The sequence below is a fragment of the Glycocaulis sp. genome, from assembly GCF_051859565.1.
GTDB lineage: Bacteria > Pseudomonadota > Alphaproteobacteria > Caulobacterales > Maricaulaceae > Glycocaulis.
The window spans coordinates 132,286-150,186 of sequence record NZ_JBHYFK010000008.1 but is presented as its reverse complement, the minus strand read 5'-3'; the positions used below and the strand labels follow the sequence as shown (position 1 = coordinate 150,186).

18 protein-coding genes and 1 tRNA gene are annotated in these 17,901 nt (G+C 64.1%); 10 read left to right on the top strand and 9 right to left on the bottom strand.

Going from position 1 to position 17,901, the window contains the following annotated elements; translation table 11 throughout:
- Positions 1-1,929: NAD(+) synthase (locus tag ACTIGC_RS12570; protein WP_439634736.1), on the top strand; the 1,929-nt coding region annotated here is incomplete at its 5' end.
- A gap of 272 nt (positions 1,930-2,201) precedes the next feature.
- Here ACTIGC_RS12570 and ACTIGC_RS12565 read toward each other — a convergent pair.
- Positions 2,202-2,669, bottom strand: a complete 468-nt coding sequence (locus ACTIGC_RS12565) for an Hsp20 family protein (protein WP_127568786.1) — start codon at positions 2,667-2,669, stop codon at positions 2,202-2,204.
- 260 nt (positions 2,670-2,929) lie between these two features.
- Here ACTIGC_RS12565 and ACTIGC_RS12560 point away from each other — a divergent pair, with 260 nt between their 5' ends.
- Together ACTIGC_RS12560 and ACTIGC_RS12555 are read left to right on the top strand one after the other, a co-directional pair.
- Complete coding sequence (locus ACTIGC_RS12560; RefSeq protein ID WP_439634735.1) at positions 2,930-3,943, top strand: class I SAM-dependent methyltransferase; 1,014 nt, start codon at positions 2,930-2,932, stop codon at positions 3,941-3,943.
- Positions 3,940-4,635 (top strand): hypothetical protein, encoded by a 696-nt coding sequence (locus ACTIGC_RS12555; protein WP_439634734.1) that lies wholly within the window; start codon positions 3,940-3,942, stop codon positions 4,633-4,635. The genes ACTIGC_RS12560 and ACTIGC_RS12555 overlap by 4 nt, the downstream gene beginning before the upstream one ends.
- Here the strand turns inward: ACTIGC_RS12555 and ACTIGC_RS12550 are convergent.
- From ACTIGC_RS12550 to ACTIGC_RS12540, 3 genes are all read right to left on the bottom strand, one after another.
- Positions 4,632-5,435: an inositol monophosphatase family protein gene (locus ACTIGC_RS12550; protein WP_439634733.1), complete on the bottom strand. Its 804-nt coding sequence runs from the start codon at positions 5,433-5,435 to the stop codon at positions 4,632-4,634. The two genes, ACTIGC_RS12555 and ACTIGC_RS12550, sit on opposite strands and share 4 nt — an antisense overlap.
- 74 nt (positions 5,436-5,509) lie before the next feature.
- The gene (locus ACTIGC_RS12545; protein WP_439634732.1) at positions 5,510-5,938 is read right to left on the bottom strand and encodes a helix-turn-helix domain-containing protein; all 429 of its coding nucleotides are present in this window, start codon (positions 5,936-5,938) and stop codon (positions 5,510-5,512) included.
- 84 nt (positions 5,939-6,022) lie between these two features.
- Positions 6,023-6,898 carry an N-formylglutamate amidohydrolase gene (locus ACTIGC_RS12540; RefSeq protein ID WP_439634731.1) on the bottom strand — a complete coding sequence of 292 codons (876 nt, stop codon included), beginning with the start codon at positions 6,896-6,898 and terminating at the stop codon, positions 6,023-6,025.
- 156 nt (positions 6,899-7,054) lie between these two features.
- On the opposite strand from ACTIGC_RS12540, the gene cpdR reads away from it, so the two are divergent.
- Positions 7,055-7,423: a cell cycle two-component system response regulator CpdR gene (gene cpdR / locus ACTIGC_RS12535; RefSeq protein WP_188450695.1), complete on the top strand. Its 369-nt coding sequence runs from the start codon at positions 7,055-7,057 to the stop codon at positions 7,421-7,423.
- Positions 7,424-7,501: 78 nt separating this feature from the next.
- Positions 7,502-7,578: transfer RNA gene (locus ACTIGC_RS12530), tRNA-Val, on the top strand.
- A gap of 335 nt (positions 7,579-7,913) precedes the next feature.
- Here the strand turns inward: ACTIGC_RS12530 and ACTIGC_RS12525 are convergent.
- The 4 genes from ACTIGC_RS12525 to motA form a co-directional block, all read right to left on the bottom strand.
- On the bottom strand, positions 7,914-8,351 hold the full coding sequence (locus ACTIGC_RS12525; protein ID WP_439634730.1) for an acyl-CoA thioesterase: 438 nt from the start codon (positions 8,349-8,351) through the stop codon (positions 7,914-7,916).
- 86 nt (positions 8,352-8,437) lie between these two features.
- On the bottom strand, positions 8,438-9,286 hold the full coding sequence (locus ACTIGC_RS12520; protein ID WP_439634729.1) for a WecB/TagA/CpsF family glycosyltransferase: 849 nt from the start codon (positions 9,284-9,286) through the stop codon (positions 8,438-8,440).
- Positions 9,287-9,361: 75 nt separating this feature from the next.
- Positions 9,362-11,158, bottom strand: a complete 1,797-nt coding sequence (mnmD, locus tag ACTIGC_RS12515; protein ID WP_439634728.1) for a tRNA (5-methylaminomethyl-2-thiouridine)(34)-methyltransferase MnmD — start codon at positions 11,156-11,158, stop codon at positions 9,362-9,364.
- Between the two features lie 122 nt (positions 11,159-11,280).
- Positions 11,281-12,147, bottom strand: a complete 867-nt coding sequence (gene motA / locus ACTIGC_RS12510; RefSeq protein ID WP_127568808.1) for a flagellar motor stator protein MotA — start codon at positions 12,145-12,147, stop codon at positions 11,281-11,283.
- A gap of 189 nt (positions 12,148-12,336) precedes the next feature.
- On the opposite strand from motA, the gene ACTIGC_RS12505 reads away from it, so the two are divergent.
- A complete protein-coding gene (locus ACTIGC_RS12505; RefSeq protein WP_439634727.1) occupies positions 12,337-13,617 on the top strand; it encodes an MFS transporter in 1,281 nt (426 codons plus the stop codon).
- A gap of 126 nt (positions 13,618-13,743) precedes the next feature.
- Here the strand turns inward: ACTIGC_RS12505 and ACTIGC_RS12500 are convergent, their stop codons facing one another.
- Complete coding sequence (locus ACTIGC_RS12500; RefSeq protein WP_439634726.1) at positions 13,744-15,021, bottom strand: lytic murein transglycosylase; 1,278 nt, start codon at positions 15,019-15,021, stop codon at positions 13,744-13,746.
- A 230-nt stretch (positions 15,022-15,251) separates the two neighbouring features.
- Here ACTIGC_RS12500 and ACTIGC_RS12495 point away from each other — a divergent pair, with 230 nt between their 5' ends.
- From ACTIGC_RS12495 to ACTIGC_RS12480, 4 genes are all read left to right on the top strand, one after another.
- A complete protein-coding gene (locus tag ACTIGC_RS12495; RefSeq protein WP_439634725.1) occupies positions 15,252-16,358 on the top strand; it encodes a TadE/TadG family type IV pilus assembly protein in 1,107 nt (368 codons plus the stop codon).
- 123 nt (positions 16,359-16,481) lie between these two features.
- On the top strand, positions 16,482-16,607 hold the full coding sequence (ykgO, locus tag ACTIGC_RS12490; protein WP_036511313.1) for a type B 50S ribosomal protein L36: 126 nt from the start codon (positions 16,482-16,484) through the stop codon (positions 16,605-16,607).
- A 17-nt stretch (positions 16,608-16,624) separates the two neighbouring features.
- Positions 16,625-17,242: an HAD family hydrolase gene (locus ACTIGC_RS12485; protein ID WP_439634724.1), complete on the top strand. Its 618-nt coding sequence runs from the start codon at positions 16,625-16,627 to the stop codon at positions 17,240-17,242.
- A gap of 91 nt (positions 17,243-17,333) precedes the next feature.
- Positions 17,334-17,858 carry a CC0125/CC1285 family lipoprotein gene (locus ACTIGC_RS12480; RefSeq protein WP_439634723.1) on the top strand — a complete coding sequence of 175 codons (525 nt, stop codon included), beginning with the start codon at positions 17,334-17,336 and terminating at the stop codon, positions 17,856-17,858.
- The last annotated feature ends 43 nt before the right edge of the window (positions 17,859-17,901 follow it).

Here is a 17,901-nt window from a genome sequence, read left to right as displayed (position 1 = left end):
GAGCAGAGCGTTGACCTGCTGCTTTATCCGGAGATGTGCCTGTCCTCCTACGCACTGGACGACCTGCATATCCAGGCCGCCCTGCTGGACAGCGTGGAAGCGCATATCGAAGTCATTCGTGAGGCCAGTGAAGCTTTTACACCGGCCCTGGTGATCGGCGCCCCGCTTCGCCGCAATGGCCGCATCTACAATTGCGCCGTGGTGATCGCGCACGGCGAGGTGCTGGGCGCCGTGCCCAAGAGTTTCCTTCCCAATTACCGCGAATTCTACGAAAAGCGCTGGTTCGCCGAAGGCCCCTCTGCATTGGCAGACACGGTGCGCTATGCGGGGCAGGATGCGCCGTTTGGGACCAAACTCGTCTTCACCGCCAGCGATTTGCCCGGCTTCTCCTTCATGACGGAGATCTGCGAGGATCTCTGGGCGGTGCATCCGCCCAGCCTTGATGGCGCGCTGGCGGGCGCGAACATCATCGTCAACCTGTCGGCTTCCAACGCTCTGATCGGCAAGGCACGCGAGCGCGAGGCGCTGGTGCGCGTGCAGTCCCAGCGCACGCTTGGCGCCTACATCTTCGCCGCCTCCGGCACAGGCGAGAGCACAACAGACCTCACCTGGGACGGGCAGACGATTGCCTGCGAGCTGGGCGAAACCATCGCGCGGGGACCCCGCTTTGAAGACAATGCGGGCCTCGTCACCGAGATTGATGTGGAGCGCATCGTGCAGGACCGGTTGCGCTTTTCGACCTTCCGGGACGGCGCCCGCAATGCGCGCGAGCGCCTGACCGGCTGGCGGAAGGTGAGCTTCACTCTTGCCCCGCCGCTGGAAGAAACCCTGCCGCTGGAGCGGCGCATAAAGCGCTTCCCCTTCGTACCGTCAGACCGCGAACGTCTGGACGAAGACTGTTTTGAAGCCTGGTCGATACAGGTTGAGGCACTCGTTCAGCGCCTGCGATCCAGTGGCATCAGCCGCGCCGTTATCGGCATTTCGGGCGGGCTGGATTCCACACAGGCCCTCATCGTCACCGCGCGCGCCTTTGATCGTCTGGCCCTGCCACGCGAGAGCATCCTCGCCTACACCCTGCCCGGCTTTGCCACCAGCGCGGCGACACGCGAACAGGCCATCGCTCTGGCCGGGGCGATGGGCGTCACCCATCGCGAGATCGATATTCGCCCCGCGGCGGAGCGTATGCTGGCCGATCTCGGCCACCCTTACGCTGAAGGCCAGGCCGAATACGATGTGACCTTCGAGAATGTGCAGGCGGGCCTGCGCACCGACTATCTCTTCCGCGCCGCCAACCATGAGGGCGCGCTGGTGATCGGCACCGGCGACCTCTCCGAGGCCGCACTCGGCTGGTGTACCTATGGCGTCGGCGATCACATGTCGCACTACAATGTCAATGCGGGCCTGCCCAAAACCCTGATCCAGCACCTCATCGCATGGGCCGCACGGACAGGGCGGGCAGGCGAGGCGGCAGGCCCGGTGCTGGAGCGTATCCTGGCAACCGAAATCTCCCCTGAGCTGGTGCCGGCCGGAGAGAACGGGCAAATCCAGAGCACGCAAGGCGTGATCGGCCCCTACCCCTTGCAGGATTTCACCCTGCACTACGTGGTGCGCTATGGCTTTGGTCCGGAGAAAATCGCCTTCCTGCAGGAGACCGCCTGGGGCGAAAATTCGCGCAGTGACTGGCCAGACCATGTGGCCGAGGCTGACCGCCATCACTACGCCATGGCTGACATCCTAAAATGGCTGGACGTGTTCCACGCCCGCTTCTTCGGCCAGAGCCAGTTCAAGCGCTCGGCCGTGCCCAACGGGCCCAAGCTCACCTCCGCTGGCGCGCTCTCTCCGCGCGGGGACTGGCGCATGCCCTCTGACATGAGCGCAAAGCTCTGGCGCAAGGCGATCGAGCGGCTGAAGGACGAGCTGGGGGACTAAGCCCCCTTGGCTGAAACCCCGGACGCGAAGCGATCCGGGGCCTCTCTTGCGCTTCTCCTGCACAAGGTCCCGGATCGCACTGCGTGCGTCCGGGAGTTCATATCTGGCGGAAAAATAAAAAACGCCCGCGTGCCAAGGGGAAAAGCACGCGGGCGTCTTCATGTCAGTCTGCTGGCGGGTCGATCAGAGCGGGTCTGCGGCAGGGGAAAACCGCAACACTCCGGTCAGTTGGCCAGCCTTCGCTCCGTTCCGGCGGAGCGGTATGCGCAGCTTTAAGCGGCCTTGGTCTTCGAGCCGCTGATCAGCTTCGCGCCGGACTTGCCATTAATGGCGATCTGGCGCGGTTTCTTCGCTTCGGGTATCTCGCGCTCAAGGCGCAGCACCAGAAGGCCGTTTTCAAGGCGCGCATCGCGCACCTGGATATGGTCGGCCAGATGGAAGCGGCGCTCGAAGGAGCGCTCGGCAATGCCGCGATGGATGAACTGGCGCGGTTCGCTGTCATCGCTTTCGCGCTTGCCGGAAACCGTCAGCACGTTTTCCTGCACCTGAACGTCAAGATCGTTGTCGCCGAACCCGGCCACGGCCAGTTCGATGACATATTCATGTTCGCTCAGTTGTTCGATATTGTAGGGCGGGTAGCCATTACCCGTTTCCTGCTTGGCCGCCGAGTCGATCATGTTGGCCAGACGGTCAAAGCCGACAATCGTGCGGTAAAGCGGTGTGTAGTCGATGGTACGCATGAAGATCCTCCTTCAGAAGCGATCAGTTCGATGCCTTCCGGCAGGTGTTCCGCGCCTCGATTGAGCGCGCGGAGCCAAAGTCAGGCATCAAGGTTTCCATTACTCGCCGGAGCCCGTCAGGCACCCCGGTGATACTGACATGGGTGGAGCTTTCCGGGTGCGCAAGAGGGTCATTTTGATGTTTTGCGGTTTTGCCGTCAGCGATTGCAGCGCTAGTCTGGCAAGCGAAACGCCCAGATCATGCCAAGGGGATTTGCCGCATGCGCCTTCTCGTCACCGTCTCTGCTCTTGCCCTGTGCCTGCCTCTCATGGCGTGCGGGGACAGTTCGGACACCGAAGCACCGGCGCCCGCCGCCATCGATACTGACAACGCTGTCGATGCATCGCTGTCGGCGGATATCGATGACGAGGCTGAATTCGAAGACGGCGAGCCGGACGCACCTGAAGCCGATATCGCGGCAAGTGACGCAGCAGACGAAACCGCCAGCCTGTCCACCGAGCCGGAAACCGGCTCGCTCGCCTGGGCTGTGGCGGGGGAATGGCGCGCTGATGCCGTTGCGCGCGATGTCTGGCGCAATCCGCGCGAGACACTGGAATTCTTTGGCATCAATCCCTCCGGCACCGTGATCGAGATATGGCCGGCCGGCGGCTGGTACACGCAGATTCTGGCGCCCTGGATCGCTGCCAATGGCGGCACCTATGTCGCGGCGCACTTCGATCCCGAGGGCAGCGAACAGACACAAGCCTTTATCGATGCCTATGCCGAACGCTTTTCCGCGCCGCTGTTTGGCGAGATCGGGATCGCGGCCTTCGGCCCCGAAACAGGCCCGATCGTGCCTGAAGGGACCGCCGATGCCGTTCTGACCTTCCGCAATGTACACAACTGGATGGCCCGCGGCTTTGAGGAAAAGGCGTTTGCCGATTTCTATGCAGCCTTGCGCCCGGGCGGCATTCTGGGCGTAGTTGAACACCGCCTGCCTGCCAGCCAGCCGCAGGACCCGCGTGCCGCCACTGGCTATGTGCAGGAAGACTATGTCATTGCGCTGGCCACAGAGGCCGGGTTCGAGCTGGTGGGTTCCTCTGAAGTCAACGCAAACCCCGCCGACACGGCCGACCACCCGTTTGGCGTGTGGACCCTGCCCCCGGTTCTGAGGTCATCCCCGCGCGGGGATGAGCCTGATCCGGACTTTGATCGCGCGCCCTATGAGTCCATTGGCGAGTCTGACCGGATGACTTTGCTCTTCCGCAAGCCGGGGAATGCGGGGGCTGAGTGATCGGCTCTGCGCTTCGCCTGCTGCTGGCGAGTGTCCTGCTGGGCTGGAGCGCACCGGCAAGCGCAGGTGCGCCGCCTGCATCGGCGCTAAACCCCTACCCGGCAGACCGGCTATTGCCCTTCTGGCGGCAGTACACGGCCCGGTACGAGGAGAGTGAGGCGCCGTTCATTCCGGCCTACCGGCTCGACCCGCCCCCGGCGGAGGCCAGCGGCATGTCCGGCTTCTGGCTGGAGGCCGCAGACGCCCGGCTGCTGCCTCTGGGCATTGACGCGGACGGGTATCTGACCCTGCCGGCGGAGGCCCATAATGCGGGCTTCGTAACACGCACCACCCGCCTTCTGCACGATGGCGGCAGCCCGCTGCCCGCCATACGCCTGGAGCTGCATGTCCGGGCGGAGCAGACGGCGCGCTACGCCATAGCCGACCTCGCCGCTGTCACACGCGAGCTGGACCAGTTCCAGCGCGCCAGCATGGGCCTGGCGGCCCTGATGGCCCCGCGCTTTGACGTCATCGTATTCCGCTTTGACGGGCCTGCGCCGGATGGCTGGCATGTGACATCGCGCGGAGAGCGCCGCGAGCTCAGCGCGCTGCACGATACGCTCTATCTGCGGATGACGGGGCGGATTGCCCGCGCGGGCGGTGAAATAGTGCTCGAAGAAACACCGCGCCGGGTCGTGGTGGAAACCCGCTAGCGCGCTGCCGGGGCCAGCAGAGCCAGCAGCTCGCCATGCAGGTCCGCATTGGCCGCCGCCACCACCTGCCCGCCCTCATGGGCCGGACGCCCCCGCCAGTCGGTCAGTATACCGCCAGCGCCCTCAACTACCGGCACAAGGGCTGCAACGTCCCAGCTCATCAAGCCCGACTCGATGACGAAATCCACCCCGCCTTGCGCCACCATCGCATAGCCATAGGCATCGAGCCCGTAGCGCATCAGGCGCGCGCGGCTGCGCACCGCCTCGAACACCGGCGCTTCATTACCCTCGAACAGGTAGGGGTCGGTCGTCTCGCCTATCGCTTCGCCAAGAGCGCGGCCCGTTCGGACTTTCAGGGGCAGGCGCACACCGCCGCGTTCAATATGGGCGCTACGCCCCGCCGCGCCGGTCGAGCCAAAAAACCGTTCTCCGATATGGGGCTGGTCGATGACCGAAAGGACCGGGCCCTCCTCTTCCACCAGTGCGATCAGCACGCACCAGCTAGGCAAGCCCGCAAGAAACGCCCGCGTGCCATCAATAGGGTCGACGATCCACGTCCGGCCAGAGCGTGACGGCTTGGCATCTTCCTCCTCGCCGAGAATACCGTCTTCGGGGCGGTGTTCGGCCAAGAGGGCGCGTATGCCCGCCTCGGCGGCCTTGTCGGCGGCGGTCACCGGATCAAACCCGCTTGCCGCCTTGTTGTCAGCGGCGACCCCGTTGCGGAAATGGGGAAGGCTGGCAGCGCGCGCGGCGTCCGCCAGAACGCCCATTAAGGCCGCATCGCTCTGGTATCGATCCAAGGCCGGTCCCCCGTTTCAGGCTGGTGCGCCGCACGGGTATCTTGTGCCTGAAGGCTGGCGGCGCTGCGTCAGGTCTACCCGGTATCGCGATTGCGCAGGGACGGGTCAAGCGCGCTCTGGAGCGTCTTGGCCAGTTCCAGCAGGCGCTGACGCGGCGCTCTTCCAAGCTGATAATAGGCGCTCACCAGCTCCATCGTCTCCCGGCGGGAAAGAAGGTCACCCTGCAGATCGCGGCCGGCACCCTCGCTTTTCAGCCCATCATAGAAATGCTCGACAGGCGCACCCAGCGCCTCGGCGATTTCAAACAGCCGGCCGGCAGATATGCGGTTGATCCCGGTCTCGTATTTGTGGATCTGCTGAAAGCGTATGCCGACGCGCTCGGCCAGCTCCTTCTGGGTAAGACCCAGAAGCCGCCTGCGGTGGCGCAGGCGCTCGCCGACATGTCTGTCGATATCAGGATGCTTGACCGGCTGGGCGGCGCCGTCTTTCGGTTGTGACTGCATGTGTCCCCGCCGGCTGCGCTAGGCGGCACGAATCGCGCCGCACGCGTATAGTTAGCGTGCTTTAATGCAAACAACAACTTATGGTTATTCTGCGGCCAGCGCCTGCGTCCGGTAGGCATCAAGCAGGCTGGCAGCGAAGCTTTCCAGCTGCGCCTTGAGGCGGGCAAATCCCTGATGGGGTTCGAGCGTACGCTCATCCATGTAGAGCGCCCGGCTGATCTCGATCTGCAAGGCATGACGGCCTTCCGCAGGCTGGCCATGAAGCTCTGTGGTAAATCCGCCTGCATAGGGACGGTTGCGCACCACCTTGAAGCCCAGAGAGCGGAATATCCGTTCGGCATGCCCGGTCAGCTCCGGCGAGCAGGACGAACCGAACCTGTCGCCCAGAACAATGTCCGCGCCTCTTGCGCTCGCCGCGGGCATGGAATGACAGTCAATCAGCACCGAGCTGCCAAACAGCTCGCGTGCCGCCGCCAGCTCAGCCGCCAGCGCGGCGTGATAGGGCCGGTAGCACGATGCCAGGCGGTTAAACGCTTCATCCAGAGGCAGCATGCCATCATAGATCGCGCTGCCCTCTCCGGCGAGGCGCGGGATAACACCCAGCCCGGCAGAGGCCCTCTGGCTTATCTGCCCCGACAAGGCATGAACCCGCGGCCCGAACAGGGCGGGATCGAGCTCATACTCAGCGCGGTTAGGGTCCACATATGAGCGAGGGAACAAGGCCTTCACCAGCGGCGCACCCAGATCCGGCACGGCGCCAAACAATATGTCGATATGCGCATCTTCAGAGCGGCGCAGCACTTTCACAGGCAGTGAAGAGCGTTCCAGAAATCCGGCCGCGTAATCGGACCCGGAATGGGGCGAGGCAAAGACAACAGGCGTTGCCCGCGCGGCAGGCTGCAGCACCTCGACAGCGCGATGCCCGTCAGCGGGCGCACAAGGGGATGGATCAGGGCTCATCAGCCCATCATCGCCCCCACGCCCGCAGCGTCAATCGCGAAGCGTCACCGCAGCCGCAAAAATCACTGCAGCAGATGGCGCGGCGTTCAACGGAATTTTACCTCCTTGCCCTAAAGTGCCTTTGCGGTGGATAAAAATACTCCAGAGGGGATGGCCATGGCCAAGATACTGCTCGCAGAAGACGACGATTCCATGCGTGACTTCCTCGCCAAGGCGCTGACACGCGCCGGGCATGAGGTGGAAACCGTTGCCGACGGTGAAGAAGGCCTTGATGCACTGGGCGATCAGGCCGGTGCGTTTGAGCTTCTGCTCACCGATATCGTGATGCCCGGTGTCGACGGGATCGAGCTGGCGCGCCGCGCTGCAGAGATCGATCCGGGCCTGAAAATCATGTTCATCACCGGCTTTGCCGCCGTGGCACTCAATGCAGGCCTGTCGGCCAAGCGCGAGGCAAAGGTGCTGTCAAAGCCCTTCCATCTGCGCGATCTGGTCGATGAAGTCGCCCGCGCCATGGAAGCAGCGTAAACCTTCAGCACGAACGCTTGCACAGCTGCGAGGGGCGGGCTATATCGCCCGCTCGTTTCGCGAGCAGGCTTGCGGACCGGGCGCGTAGCTCAGTTGGTTAGAGCGCTACGTTGACATCGTAGAGGTCACAAGTTCGACTCTTGTCGCGCCCACCATTTTTCTCTTTTCCTGATGCTCAGCCCATCCGGGCTTCGCTCCTCGCATAGGCTCGGGCGGCCAGTCGGCCTTGCGGCCCCTGAGACGGGGCCGGACCGTCTCCCCGGCGTGCAGCGCCGCAAGCGCGACCGCGCGCTCGCAGCGAAGGGTGAGCTTTGCGAGCCCGGAAGCGAGGAAGCGAAGCCCGGATGGGCTGAGCATCAACAAAAAACGCGCGTTTGCCCTTTTCGGACGGCGTTCCGCCGCCCGCAAGGCCGACCGGCCGCCGGGCACTGCCTGTCCCCGGCTCGATCGGGGATTGCCCGAAGCGACGCACGGATGTGCGGAGCATCAGTTAAAAAGCCCGCAGCTTCTCGATCAGCACTGCCGGTGGCGGGCAGGGCGTACGCGGCAAGGATGTCGTGGCCCAGGCATAGATCATCCGCCCGCCGGTGAGCGCCTCATCGCCCCGGAAGATGCCAAGGCGGAACGTCGCCGAGCTATTGCCCACACGCTCCAGCGTCACGCCGATCTCGATCAGCTCGTCAAACACGGCCGGCGCGTAGAAATCCGCATGCGCGCTGACGGCGAAGGATTCGCTGCCATCAGCAGTGAGATCTTCAGGGATGAGGATGCCCGCCGCGCGCCAGTATTCCGTCAGCGCGACATCGAAATAGAGAAAATAATTGCCGTTAAAGACAATGCCTTGCGGATCGGCCTCAGCCCAGCGTACGCGCAAGGTGTGAAACCATGAGAAATCGCGGCGCGATGGCCGCTCCGGCTTGGTCGTCATGAGAAATACCCCCGCCTGCTGCTGCTATCCCGCATAGCGGGTTTCACAAGACAAGCGAGTATTGGCTCATCGATCAAGTGCGCGGGTCAGGCGCGGAGCCTCGCAGAGAAAGATTTTTCAAACGCGCGCAGCTTGGCCCGCGCCCGGCGCCACTCCCACCAGATCAGCAGGACTTGCGGGCCATCGACCAGGTAGCGCCGCCACATGCGCTTGGGTTCTTCCATCAGACGGTGCAGCCATTCCAGCCGCGCATTCTGCATCCATTGCGGCGCACGCTGCGTCTTGCCCGACAGAAAATCGAGCGATGCGCCGACGCACAGGCCGACGCCTGTGCAGTCGCCGCGCTCGATACAGGCCGCAGCGATCATCTCCTGCTGGGGCGAGCCGACACACAGGAAGACAAAACGCGCCGGATTGGCCGCTACGAAAGCCGCGCACTCAGCAACGGCCGCAGGGTTGGTCCGCAGACCCATGGGGGGCTGGTGCCAGCGCACATCTTTCAGGCCGAAGCGCGCGGTCACGCCCTGAATGACATCGCCGTCCCCGCCAATCACCACAACAGGCTCGGCCGGATCAATAGCGTGTTCAAAGAGGGCCGCCGTCAGGTCAGACCCCGGCGTCACCTCCACCTCTTCGCCGGAAAAGGCGGCAATCAGCTCCAGCACGCGGCTATCGCATACGGTCAGCCATGCCTGCGCATAGAGCGGAGCCAGCTCGCCCCCGCGCGACAGGCGCACAAGGTGATCGACATTGGGTGTGACGACAAAAGCGAAGGGCCGCTCAGGGTCGCGACGGACAATGCGCTCCAGCGCGGTATCAAACCCGATCCGGTCAAAAGCGGAGTTCAAAAACCAGATATGCCGCGCACGCACGCGCCGATCCGCACCCCTTACGGGGCGGGCCTGAAGCGTTGATGTGTCCAGTGGCAGCGTCATCGAACGTCCCGTTACGGGCCAGCTTTGCGGCCCTCAGGAACTTGATGTGCAAGCTTCAGACCGGATCAGGCTTCGCTAGAGCGCCGATTTCCCCTGTCTGCGCAGCGCTCTCAGGGCGAAACGGGCCGGGTCAAGACTGGCCGCGCCGGAGCGCTCCAGCGGAGACGGCTCGCCGCATACCCGGCTTACCACATGCTCGGCCAGCAGCGGCGCATGGGCAAAGCCGCGCGCGCCAAAGCCAGTCAGCACATAAAGCCCGGCTATCGCACTGCCGTCAGCGCGCACCGCCTGACCCGCCGCAGGCAGACGGTCCGGCAGCACGCAGCGCACCGCCCCCCAGTGTTCCAGTACCGGGCCCAGCCCTACCCCCATGCGTGGATCAAATGCGTTCACCGCTGCGCGTATATCCTCTGCCGCCTGCTCCGGTGTGAGGCGTTCGACCCGCTCATGGGTGGCGCCCGCCAGCACGGATCCGCCGGGCAGCGGCGCGAGATAATGTCCCCACGCCATGGGCAGAGAGATGGGCGGACCATCATAGGCAAAGCGCGCTGTCTGCCCCGGTAGGCCCTCTATCGGCAGGCAGATGTCCAGGCCTTCCGGCAGGACGTCTGCGCCGGATGCGAGGATGAGCTGGTCTGCCTCGGCCAGGACGCGCCCTTGCCCGTCCAGCACTTGCCAGCCACCGCTCCCCGCCTGTTCAACCCTCGCCGCCCGCGCATCCACCACCGGCACATCACCAGCAAGCGTTTTGAGTATCCGTGCAGGCTCAATCCAGCCCGCACATTCCAGCAGCAGGCCATCATCCTTCGCCGTGATACCCGCGCCTTCCATCATCGCGGCAATGCGCGCCAGCCGCCCCGCGCCATCATTGCCGGACGGCGCACGCAAGACACTGGACGCGCAAAATCCGTCCACCCCCTCATAAAGTGCGCGGGCATAATCGAACGCGCTCAAGGTAGCGCGCACATGGGGCCGGTCTGCAGCCTCAAGACGGGGCGTGAACAGGGCGGCCAGCCCGCCGGATGCGCCTGCGCCCCACCCGCCCTGCGCAATGACCACAGGCGTGACGCCGCGAAGCCCGAGAGCATGGACGAGGCTCACCGCCGCTATGCCGCCGCCAATGATGGCCACGCGGCCCGGAAGCGCTGGTAAGGGCGCCGCCGATGCACCTTCAAACACGCCCTCCAGCCGTTCGCGCTTGCGCCCGAAACCGGGCACTTTCTCTACTGCGAAGCCCGCCTCGGCGAGCCCGCGCCTGACCGCCCCGGCCACGGTGAACGTGCCAAGCCGCGCGCCCGGCTTTGACAGGCGGGCGATATGAGCGAACACATCGGCAGACCACATCTCGCCATTCAGCGAGGGGGCAAATCCGTCAAGGAACCAGGCATCGGCGGCAAAATCCATTTGCGCCAGCGCCGCCTCCACCGTGTCGTGAAAGACGGTCAGCGCCACCCGCCCGCCTGCAAACACCCGCCGGTGCGGACCTTTCAGCGGTGAGGGCCACTGGTCTGCCAGCGCACCCGCCTTCCCGCTCAGCGCCGGAAAGGCCGACAGGGCGCGGCGCGCATCGTTTTGGCTTAAGGGAAAGCCTTCCAGCGAGATGAAATGCAGGCGGGCACTGGCGGGCGCCACCTCATCGAAAAGCTGCCATGCGGCCAGAAAATTCAGCCCCGTGCCAAAGCCCAGCTCGCCAATGACGATGGTGCCGCCAGCAGCAAAGCGCGTCTCAAGACGGCACCCCTCCAGAAACACGGCGCGCGTCTCGGCCAGCCCGTCCTCGGCAGAGAAATAGACATCGCCGCCCGCCGCGCGCGGGGTGCCCGGCTCGCTCCAGTCGACACTGGCAAAGGGTCTGACGAGGCTATCGCTCATGGCCAACCGGCTACACGCGATGAAGCAGGCGGGCAATGGGTGGAGATCAGGCCAATAAAAAGGGCCGGAGCATCAGCTCCGGCCCGTTCAAGGTGCTTCCCCCGATTATTCTTGTTGCAGGCTTATTCCGTACCGACATTCGACAGCGCTTCTTCCAGCTCCAGGAAGGTGGGTTGCATGGCGCTTGGCACATTGCCCCGGCCGATCTCGACAGAGATCTGGGCCGCATTGCCGTGCAGGTGCGCAACCAGCACGCTCTGGATGATTTTGTAGAAGATCGCTTCCTCGTCATAAACTTCCTTCATGCGCGTGGCGAAGGGGCCGACAAAGCCATAGGCCAGGAACACGCCCAGGAAGGTACCCACCAGCGCCGAGCCGATCATGGCGCCCAGATATTCGGGCGGCTGGGTGATCGCACCCATCGTCTTGATGATACCGAGAACCGCCGCCACGATCCCGAGCGCGGGCAACGCGTCAGCCATGCTCTGCAGGGCGTGGGCGGGGCCGGAAGCTTCGTGATGGTGCTTTTCCAGCTGCTTTTCCATCGCGTCTTCGACCTGGTGCGGATCTTCCAGATTCATCGTCATCATGCGCAGCGTGTCGCAGATGAAGTCGATCGCGAAATGGTCCTTCATGATGCGCGGATACTTGGAAAAGAGCGCGCTTTCATGCGGCTTCTCGATATGGGCTTCCAGCGCGATGACACCCTTGGTCTTCATCGTCTTGGTCAGCGCAAACAGCAGGGCGAGCAGATCGCGGTAATCCTGCGGCTTCCATTTCGGCCCGGCGAACAGCTTGGAAAGATCGCCCGCGGTCTTGCCGACCGTCTTGCCCGAATTGCCGATGAAAAAGGCGCCCATCGCCGCCCCGCCAATCATCATCAGCTCGAAGGGCAACGCCTTTAGAATGACGTCGAAATGGCCGCCGGCCAGCATGAAGCCGCCAAACACCATCGCGAACACGCAGACAATGCCGATTATCTGAAACATATACCCACCATCCCGCACTTCTCCGGGGCCATTCTGGCCGGACCGGGTGAAAGGGCGGATTTTTCCGCTTCTCTTCCCCCGGCCCATGTCCGGTTTCGAGACGGTTCTACGCGAAGATGCTTAAAGCCCGGTTTTCACGCTGTTAGCGGAGCGTTTACGACGCAGGCGGCGCGGACTATGCCTCCCCCCATGCCCCTGAACGCCAACCAGCAGACACGGGCGGACCGGCGCGGCGCCTTCCGCCTGCTCTTCATCTGCCTGATGGCGGTGGGGGTCGGCAATTCCATGCTGTTTGCCATCCTGCCGCCGCTGGCGCGCGATATTGGTATTGCCGAGATCTATGTCGGCGCGATCTACACCCTCTCTGCCCTCATGTATCTGACGATGAGCCCGGTCTGGGGCGGATTGTCTGATCAGTATGGCCGCCGCCCGCTGGTCATTTTCGGGCTGGCGACCTATGCCGCCTCCACCCTGATCCTTGCTGCGGGCGCGTGGGCGGGCCAGAGCGGCTTCCTGCCGCCCCTGATCGCCGTGCTGGCCATGGCGCTGGCACGCGCCCTCTTTGGCGCGTTCGGTTCCGCTACCGGCCCGGCAGCCCAGGCCTATGTGGCAGACCGCACTGCGCCGTCAGAGCGCACACAGGCGCTGGCCAGCATGACGGCTGCCTTTGCGCTGGGCGGCATGATCGGCCCGGCTCTGGCCGCCGCCTTCTCTGAACGCATCGGCATGGTGCCCTTCATGGTGATGATTGCGGTACTGGTCGGCGCTTGCGCGCTGATTGTCCGCCTTACCCTGCCGGAAAACACACCGCCCAGAGAGAGTGGCCGCCGCCCGCTCAGCCCGCTCACCCAGTTTGCCTTTGCCGCCGACGGTCGGGTGCGAGCCTTCGTGCTCTATGGCTGCGCGGCCTGGCTGGTACAGGCAGCCAGCCTGCAGGCTATCGGCTTTTTCGTCATGGACCGGCTGGAGCTGGACACGACCGCCGGCCTGCAGCTGGCGGGTGTCGCCCTGACCGCAGGCGCAGCGGCGCTTATCTTTGCCCAGCTGGTGGCGATACCGGCGCTGAAAGTGTCTCCGCGCATGCTGATGCTGATCGGGGCGGGTCTGACGCTCGCCGGCCAGATCGAGCTGATCTTTTCAGGCGGCTATGCCTCCATCGTGCTGGGCTTTTTGCTGAACTCGCTGGGCTTTGGCTTTGCCCGCTCCGGCTTCACCGGAGGAGCGAGCCTTGCTGTCACACCGGGCGAGCAGGGCCGCGCCGCCGGCGTGACGGCGGCGACCGCAGGCCTCGGCTTCCTGATCGCGCCCCTGTCAGGCCTCTGGCTCTATCAGGCGGTAGGCCCCACAGCGCCCTTCATGCTCAATATCGTGCTGTCTGTAGTGGCGCTCGGCGTCGCTTTCTTCCACCCGCGCGTGCGCGTGGCCATCCAGCCTGTCGAACAGGACGAGGATAGCAGCGGGGTGGTGTAGCGCCCTCCTACAACCCTGAACTCCCGGTCAAGCGAAGCGCAGAGCCGGGACCTGTTGCAGGACCATGGAGAGCGACCCCGGATAGCGCTGCGCGCTTCCGGGGTTTCACGGAAATTGAGGGAGCGTCTAACGCGCCGCGTCCGCCGCCATCACCGCGTTATAGAGAGCAAGCCCCGCATAGCCGTCCGGTTCAAACCCGTTGGCGCTCTGGAAGGCGCGGATGGCGCGGCGCGTATTGGGGCCGACCACCCCGTCCAGCCCGCCCGGATCATAGCCCAGCCGGGCGAGGGCTTCCTGCAGCTCGCGTGACTGCGATCGGCTGATTGGAGGATTATCCACCGGCCAGCCCGTCGCCATGCCGGCATCGCCATGCTCGAACGCGCGGGCGAGATAGGCCACACCCAGCGCATAGGCGGTGGAATTATTGTAGCGTAAGAGCGCCTCGAAATTGCGATAGACCAGGAAGGCAGGTGCATTGGCCCCTGCAGGGATAACCAGACGCGCCGAACGGTTGAGATCATCGGCCTCCCAGTTGCCCGCTACGGGCTCGATGCCCAGCCCGGCCCACTGCGAGACCTGGCGGCGCTGGCTCTCATTCCAGCCGGCGAAATTGAAGCCTTCCGGCAGGCGCACCTCGGTAAATACCGGCTGGCGGTATTCCCACCCCGCACGCGCCAGCAGGTTGGCGGCGCTGCCCAGCGCATCACCCTCATTGCGCCATATATCGCGCCGCCCGTCGCCATTGAAGTCGACCGCGCGCTCCATATAGGTCGCCGGAATGAACTGGGTCTGGCCCATGCCGCCTGCCCACGAGCCGATCAGCTCGGCACGCGTCGCATAGCCGCGATCAAGCATCTGGGCGATGGCACGCAGCTGGGCCTCGGCGAAGCCCCGGCGGCGGCCTTCCCAGGCCAGCGTCGCCAGCGAACGGACAATGTCGAAATTGCCCTGAATCTCGCCATAGGCGCTTTCCAGGCCCCAGATGCCGGTGAGAATATGCTGATCGACCTCGAAACGCTCTTCCACCGCCTGCAGCGTATCGGCAATGCGTGCGGAAGCGCGGCGTCCGTTGGCGACACGGGTCTCCGAGACCGCCCCTTCCAGATACTGCCAGATCGGGCGGACAAATTCCGGCTGGGTCTGATCGCGCTCGATCACGCGCGGATCAGGCTCCAGCCCGTCCAGCATTGAGGCGACGATGTCGGCGCGCACGCCCTCAGAGCGCAGATCAGAGGCAAACCCGTCACGCCAGGCGGTGAAGGGAATGTCCTGGGCCAGGGCTGCTCCCGCATGGCTGGCGGCGAGCACAAGCCCGGCGAGCCACGCGCCGGTCAGGCTCGCAGCGCGACGCGAAAAACGATGGATAGTCAGCATGTAAGGGTCCTCACCGCGTATCTGGCCCATCCCCGCAGGACGGCAAGTCTTCCTGTTAGCACACAGAAGATCAATGCGCGATGAACGCCAGCCGGGCCATGGTTAGCGTGAAGTTTACGCTAACACACTAAATTAATTATATTTTCTTACGCCTCATTAAGCCTTGCCTGCTAAATTCGGCGCCAGATTCAGGCATGAAATCTGCATGTCTCATCGGGGTGAACCGGCAAGTGTGCCGGTTCGGGCAAGGGCGGACGGACATGAAACGGCTATCAGGCTTCCTGAAGGACCGCGCCGGCAATATCGCAGTGATATTTGCCCTGTCGCTGGTGCCTGTAATCGGCATGGCGGGCGTATCGGTGGATACGGCGCGCCTCATCAATGTGCGCACCTCGCTTCAGGCCGAAGCCGACGCGACCGCGCTCAATGCGGCGGTCGGCGGGCCAGACAGCAATTTCGCAGCCCAGATCAACGCCATGAATGACCGGGTGATGGCATCGTTCGGCGGCTCCGGCCTGTCAGACCTCAACGTCAATGGCGCTTGGAACGGGCTGGATTTCCGCGTCAATGCCAGCGCACGCGTATCGACCGTCCTCATTCACACCCTTCCAGGCCTTGATGACAGCGTACGCGTCGCGGTGCGTTCCACCGCGCGCCTGCACCAGCCCATGCTGCAGTATGAGCCGCCGGAAGTGAGCTGGCTGGACCCGGAAGCGGGGGATTACAACCGCATCTATGTCTATTGCTATGATCCGGATCCAGACGCGAACAAGACGCCCGAACAGCGCCGGACCCAGCGCACGCCTGTGCAGGACAATAATGGCATCAACTTCCTCACCCGCTGGCCGAACCAGTATCAGTGGCCGCGTTGCGAGGAGGGCGAGACGATCAGTTTCGAGCTGTACAATCTGCGCTTCTCACGCACCAATCCGGAGCGGATAGATCAGAGCCCCAGCAATGACCGTAACTGGTGCCAGCATACGGCGACAGCGGACTTCCCCTATCCGTGCCGCCACCGCTATTTCACCGACACCGCGCATGTGAACGGCCAGGAGCATCACAACGGCCTGCAATACGACATCCTGGAAACCGTGTTGTGCGAAAGCCTCGATGAGTGCAAACCCGTCAGTCAGGGCGGTGTCATTCCCACTGGCGGCAATCGCAACCCCCAGCGGGCCGCGCAAGGCTGCAGCCCCGGCCGCTACATGTACTATGGCTGGGAAGACCGCCCGCCGGGCCTGCCGGGCGGCACGGCCAACTGGACGCAGATGGGCTGGACCGACCGTGACTATGACGATATCCGCATCATCATGCAGTGCCCGCAGCTGGACACGACCCGCGAGCGTTACGTCCGGCTGATCGAGTAGCCCCATATCGCCAGTGCAAGTGGCCAGGCGCCCCGGTTGACTTCAGCCGGGGCGTTCTGTAACACCTGCGCTCCCTTGAAGACGAGGGCGCGTCCCGCCCCGCTCAACCGACGAGACAAGACCATGAAAGTGCGCAGCTCCATCCGCTCCCTGAAAGCCCGGCACCGCGATTGCCAGGTGGTGCGCCGCCGTGGCCGTGTCTACGTGATCAACAAGACCGATCCGCGCTTCAAGGCCCGCGCCGGCTAGCACGGACGGGCCGGCCTGTGGCTGTGCGTGCCATCCTCTGGGATCTGGGACGCACGCTGGCCGACTGGGACCCAGATTATCTCTATCGCCGATTAATCCCGGATGCTTCAGAGCGCCGGGATTTTCTCACATCCGTATGCACCATGGACTGGCATGAGGCGCACGATCGCGGTGTCTCCATGGCCGCCAACCGCGAAGCGCTGATCGCAAATCACCCGGACAAGGCCGCACTCATCCACGCCTGGGACACCGGCTGGAATGCCATGTTCAACGGTTATGTGGAGGGTATGGAGGGTGTGGTAGACGCGCTCCACGCACGCCGCGTCCCGCAATTTGCCCTGTCCAACATGCCCGCCGAGAAATGGCCGGATGTTCTGGCGCTCTATCCGGCTTTCAGCCTCTTTGAGACCGCCATCATTTCCGGACAGGAAGGGCTGGTAAAACCCGATCCGGCCATATACGCGCTGACCGCAGAGCGGATCATCACGCCGCCGCACGAAACACTCTTCATCGATGACCGGCTGGACAATATCGAGGCCGCCACGAGGGCTGGCTTTGCCGTGCATCATTTCACCGGCGCGCCCCGCCTGAAGGGCGAGCTGGACCGGCTGGGCCTGCTGCCGCTTGAGGCATGAGTTACCCCGCGCAGATTTGATTTGCCGCGGAACGATTGCGCCTCATACTGGTTGACAGGTTGGGACGAAATCCATCTGGGAGGTATGAGCCATGAAGCGCCTTATCGCCGGACTTGCCGCCAGCGCCGCCATCCTGGCAGCTTGCGCCGAATCCACACCCTACCAGCGCGCCACTTCAGGCGGGTTTGGTTATTCCGAGCAACAGATCGAGCAGAACCGTTTCATGGTCGGGTTTTCCGGCAATTCGCTGACCGAGCGGCAGTCGGTGGAAACCTTCCTGCTTTACCGCGCCGCCGAGCTGACCCGCGAGCAAGGCTATGACTATTTCCGCCTGATCCGCCGCGATACCGAAGCCGAACGCCGTATTACGGGTTCGCCCGGCCCGGCCTATCGCAGCCGGTTTGACGTGTTCTACCGCTACTATCACCCGCGCCATGGCTGGTATGGCTGGCGCGATCCGTTCTGGGACGACATCAATCTGCGTGAGGTCACCCGCTATGAGGCGATGGCCGAGATCCAGCTTGGCCGGGGCGCAACACCCGACAGCCCCGACGCGTTCGACGCGGCTGACGTGATCCGCAATCTGGGCCCGCTGGTCCGCCCGCCCGTTCAGTAGGTGCTGGCCGGTAAAGCAAAAAGCCCCGGACCGCTGGTCCGGG

Excerpts from the sequence above, each read along its gene's own strand:
- ACTIGC_RS12520 (WP_439634729.1), bottom strand. The coding sequence starts at position 9,286 with ATGACGCTGCCACTGGACACATCAACGCTTCAGGCCCGCCCCGTAAGG.
- ACTIGC_RS12495 (WP_439634725.1), top strand. The coding sequence starts at position 15,252 with ATGAAACGGCTATCAGGCTTCCTGAAGGACCGCGCCGGCAATATCGCA.
- ACTIGC_RS12480 (WP_439634723.1), top strand. The coding sequence starts at position 17,334 with ATGAAGCGCCTTATCGCCGGACTTGCCGCCAGCGCCGCCATCCTGGCA.
- ACTIGC_RS12565 (WP_127568786.1), bottom strand. The coding sequence starts at position 2,669 with ATGCGTACCATCGACTACACACCGCTTTACCGCACGATTGTCGGCTTT.
- ACTIGC_RS12560 (WP_439634735.1), top strand. The coding sequence starts at position 2,930 with ATGCGCCTTCTCGTCACCGTCTCTGCTCTTGCCCTGTGCCTGCCTCTC.
- ykgO (WP_036511313.1), top strand. The coding sequence starts at position 16,482 with ATGAAAGTGCGCAGCTCCATCCGCTCCCTGAAAGCCCGGCACCGCGAT.
- mnmD (WP_439634728.1), bottom strand. The coding sequence starts at position 11,158 with ATGAGCGATAGCCTCGTCAGACCCTTTGCCAGTGTCGACTGGAGCGAG.
- motA (WP_127568808.1), bottom strand. The coding sequence starts at position 12,147 with ATGTTTCAGATAATCGGCATTGTCTGCGTGTTCGCGATGGTGTTTGGC.
- ACTIGC_RS12525 (WP_439634730.1), bottom strand. The coding sequence starts at position 8,351 with ATGACGACCAAGCCGGAGCGGCCATCGCGCCGCGATTTCTCATGGTTT.
- cpdR (WP_188450695.1), top strand. The coding sequence starts at position 7,055 with ATGGCCAAGATACTGCTCGCAGAAGACGACGATTCCATGCGTGACTTC.
- ACTIGC_RS12545 (WP_439634732.1), bottom strand. The coding sequence starts at position 5,938 with ATGCAGTCACAACCGAAAGACGGCGCCGCCCAGCCGGTCAAGCATCCT.
- ACTIGC_RS12505 (WP_439634727.1), top strand. The coding sequence starts at position 12,337 with ATGCCCCTGAACGCCAACCAGCAGACACGGGCGGACCGGCGCGGCGCC.
- ACTIGC_RS12540 (WP_439634731.1), bottom strand. The coding sequence starts at position 6,898 with ATGAGCCCTGATCCATCCCCTTGTGCGCCCGCTGACGGGCATCGCGCT.
- ACTIGC_RS12500 (WP_439634726.1), bottom strand. The coding sequence starts at position 15,021 with ATGGGCCAGATACGCGGTGAGGACCCTTACATGCTGACTATCCATCGT.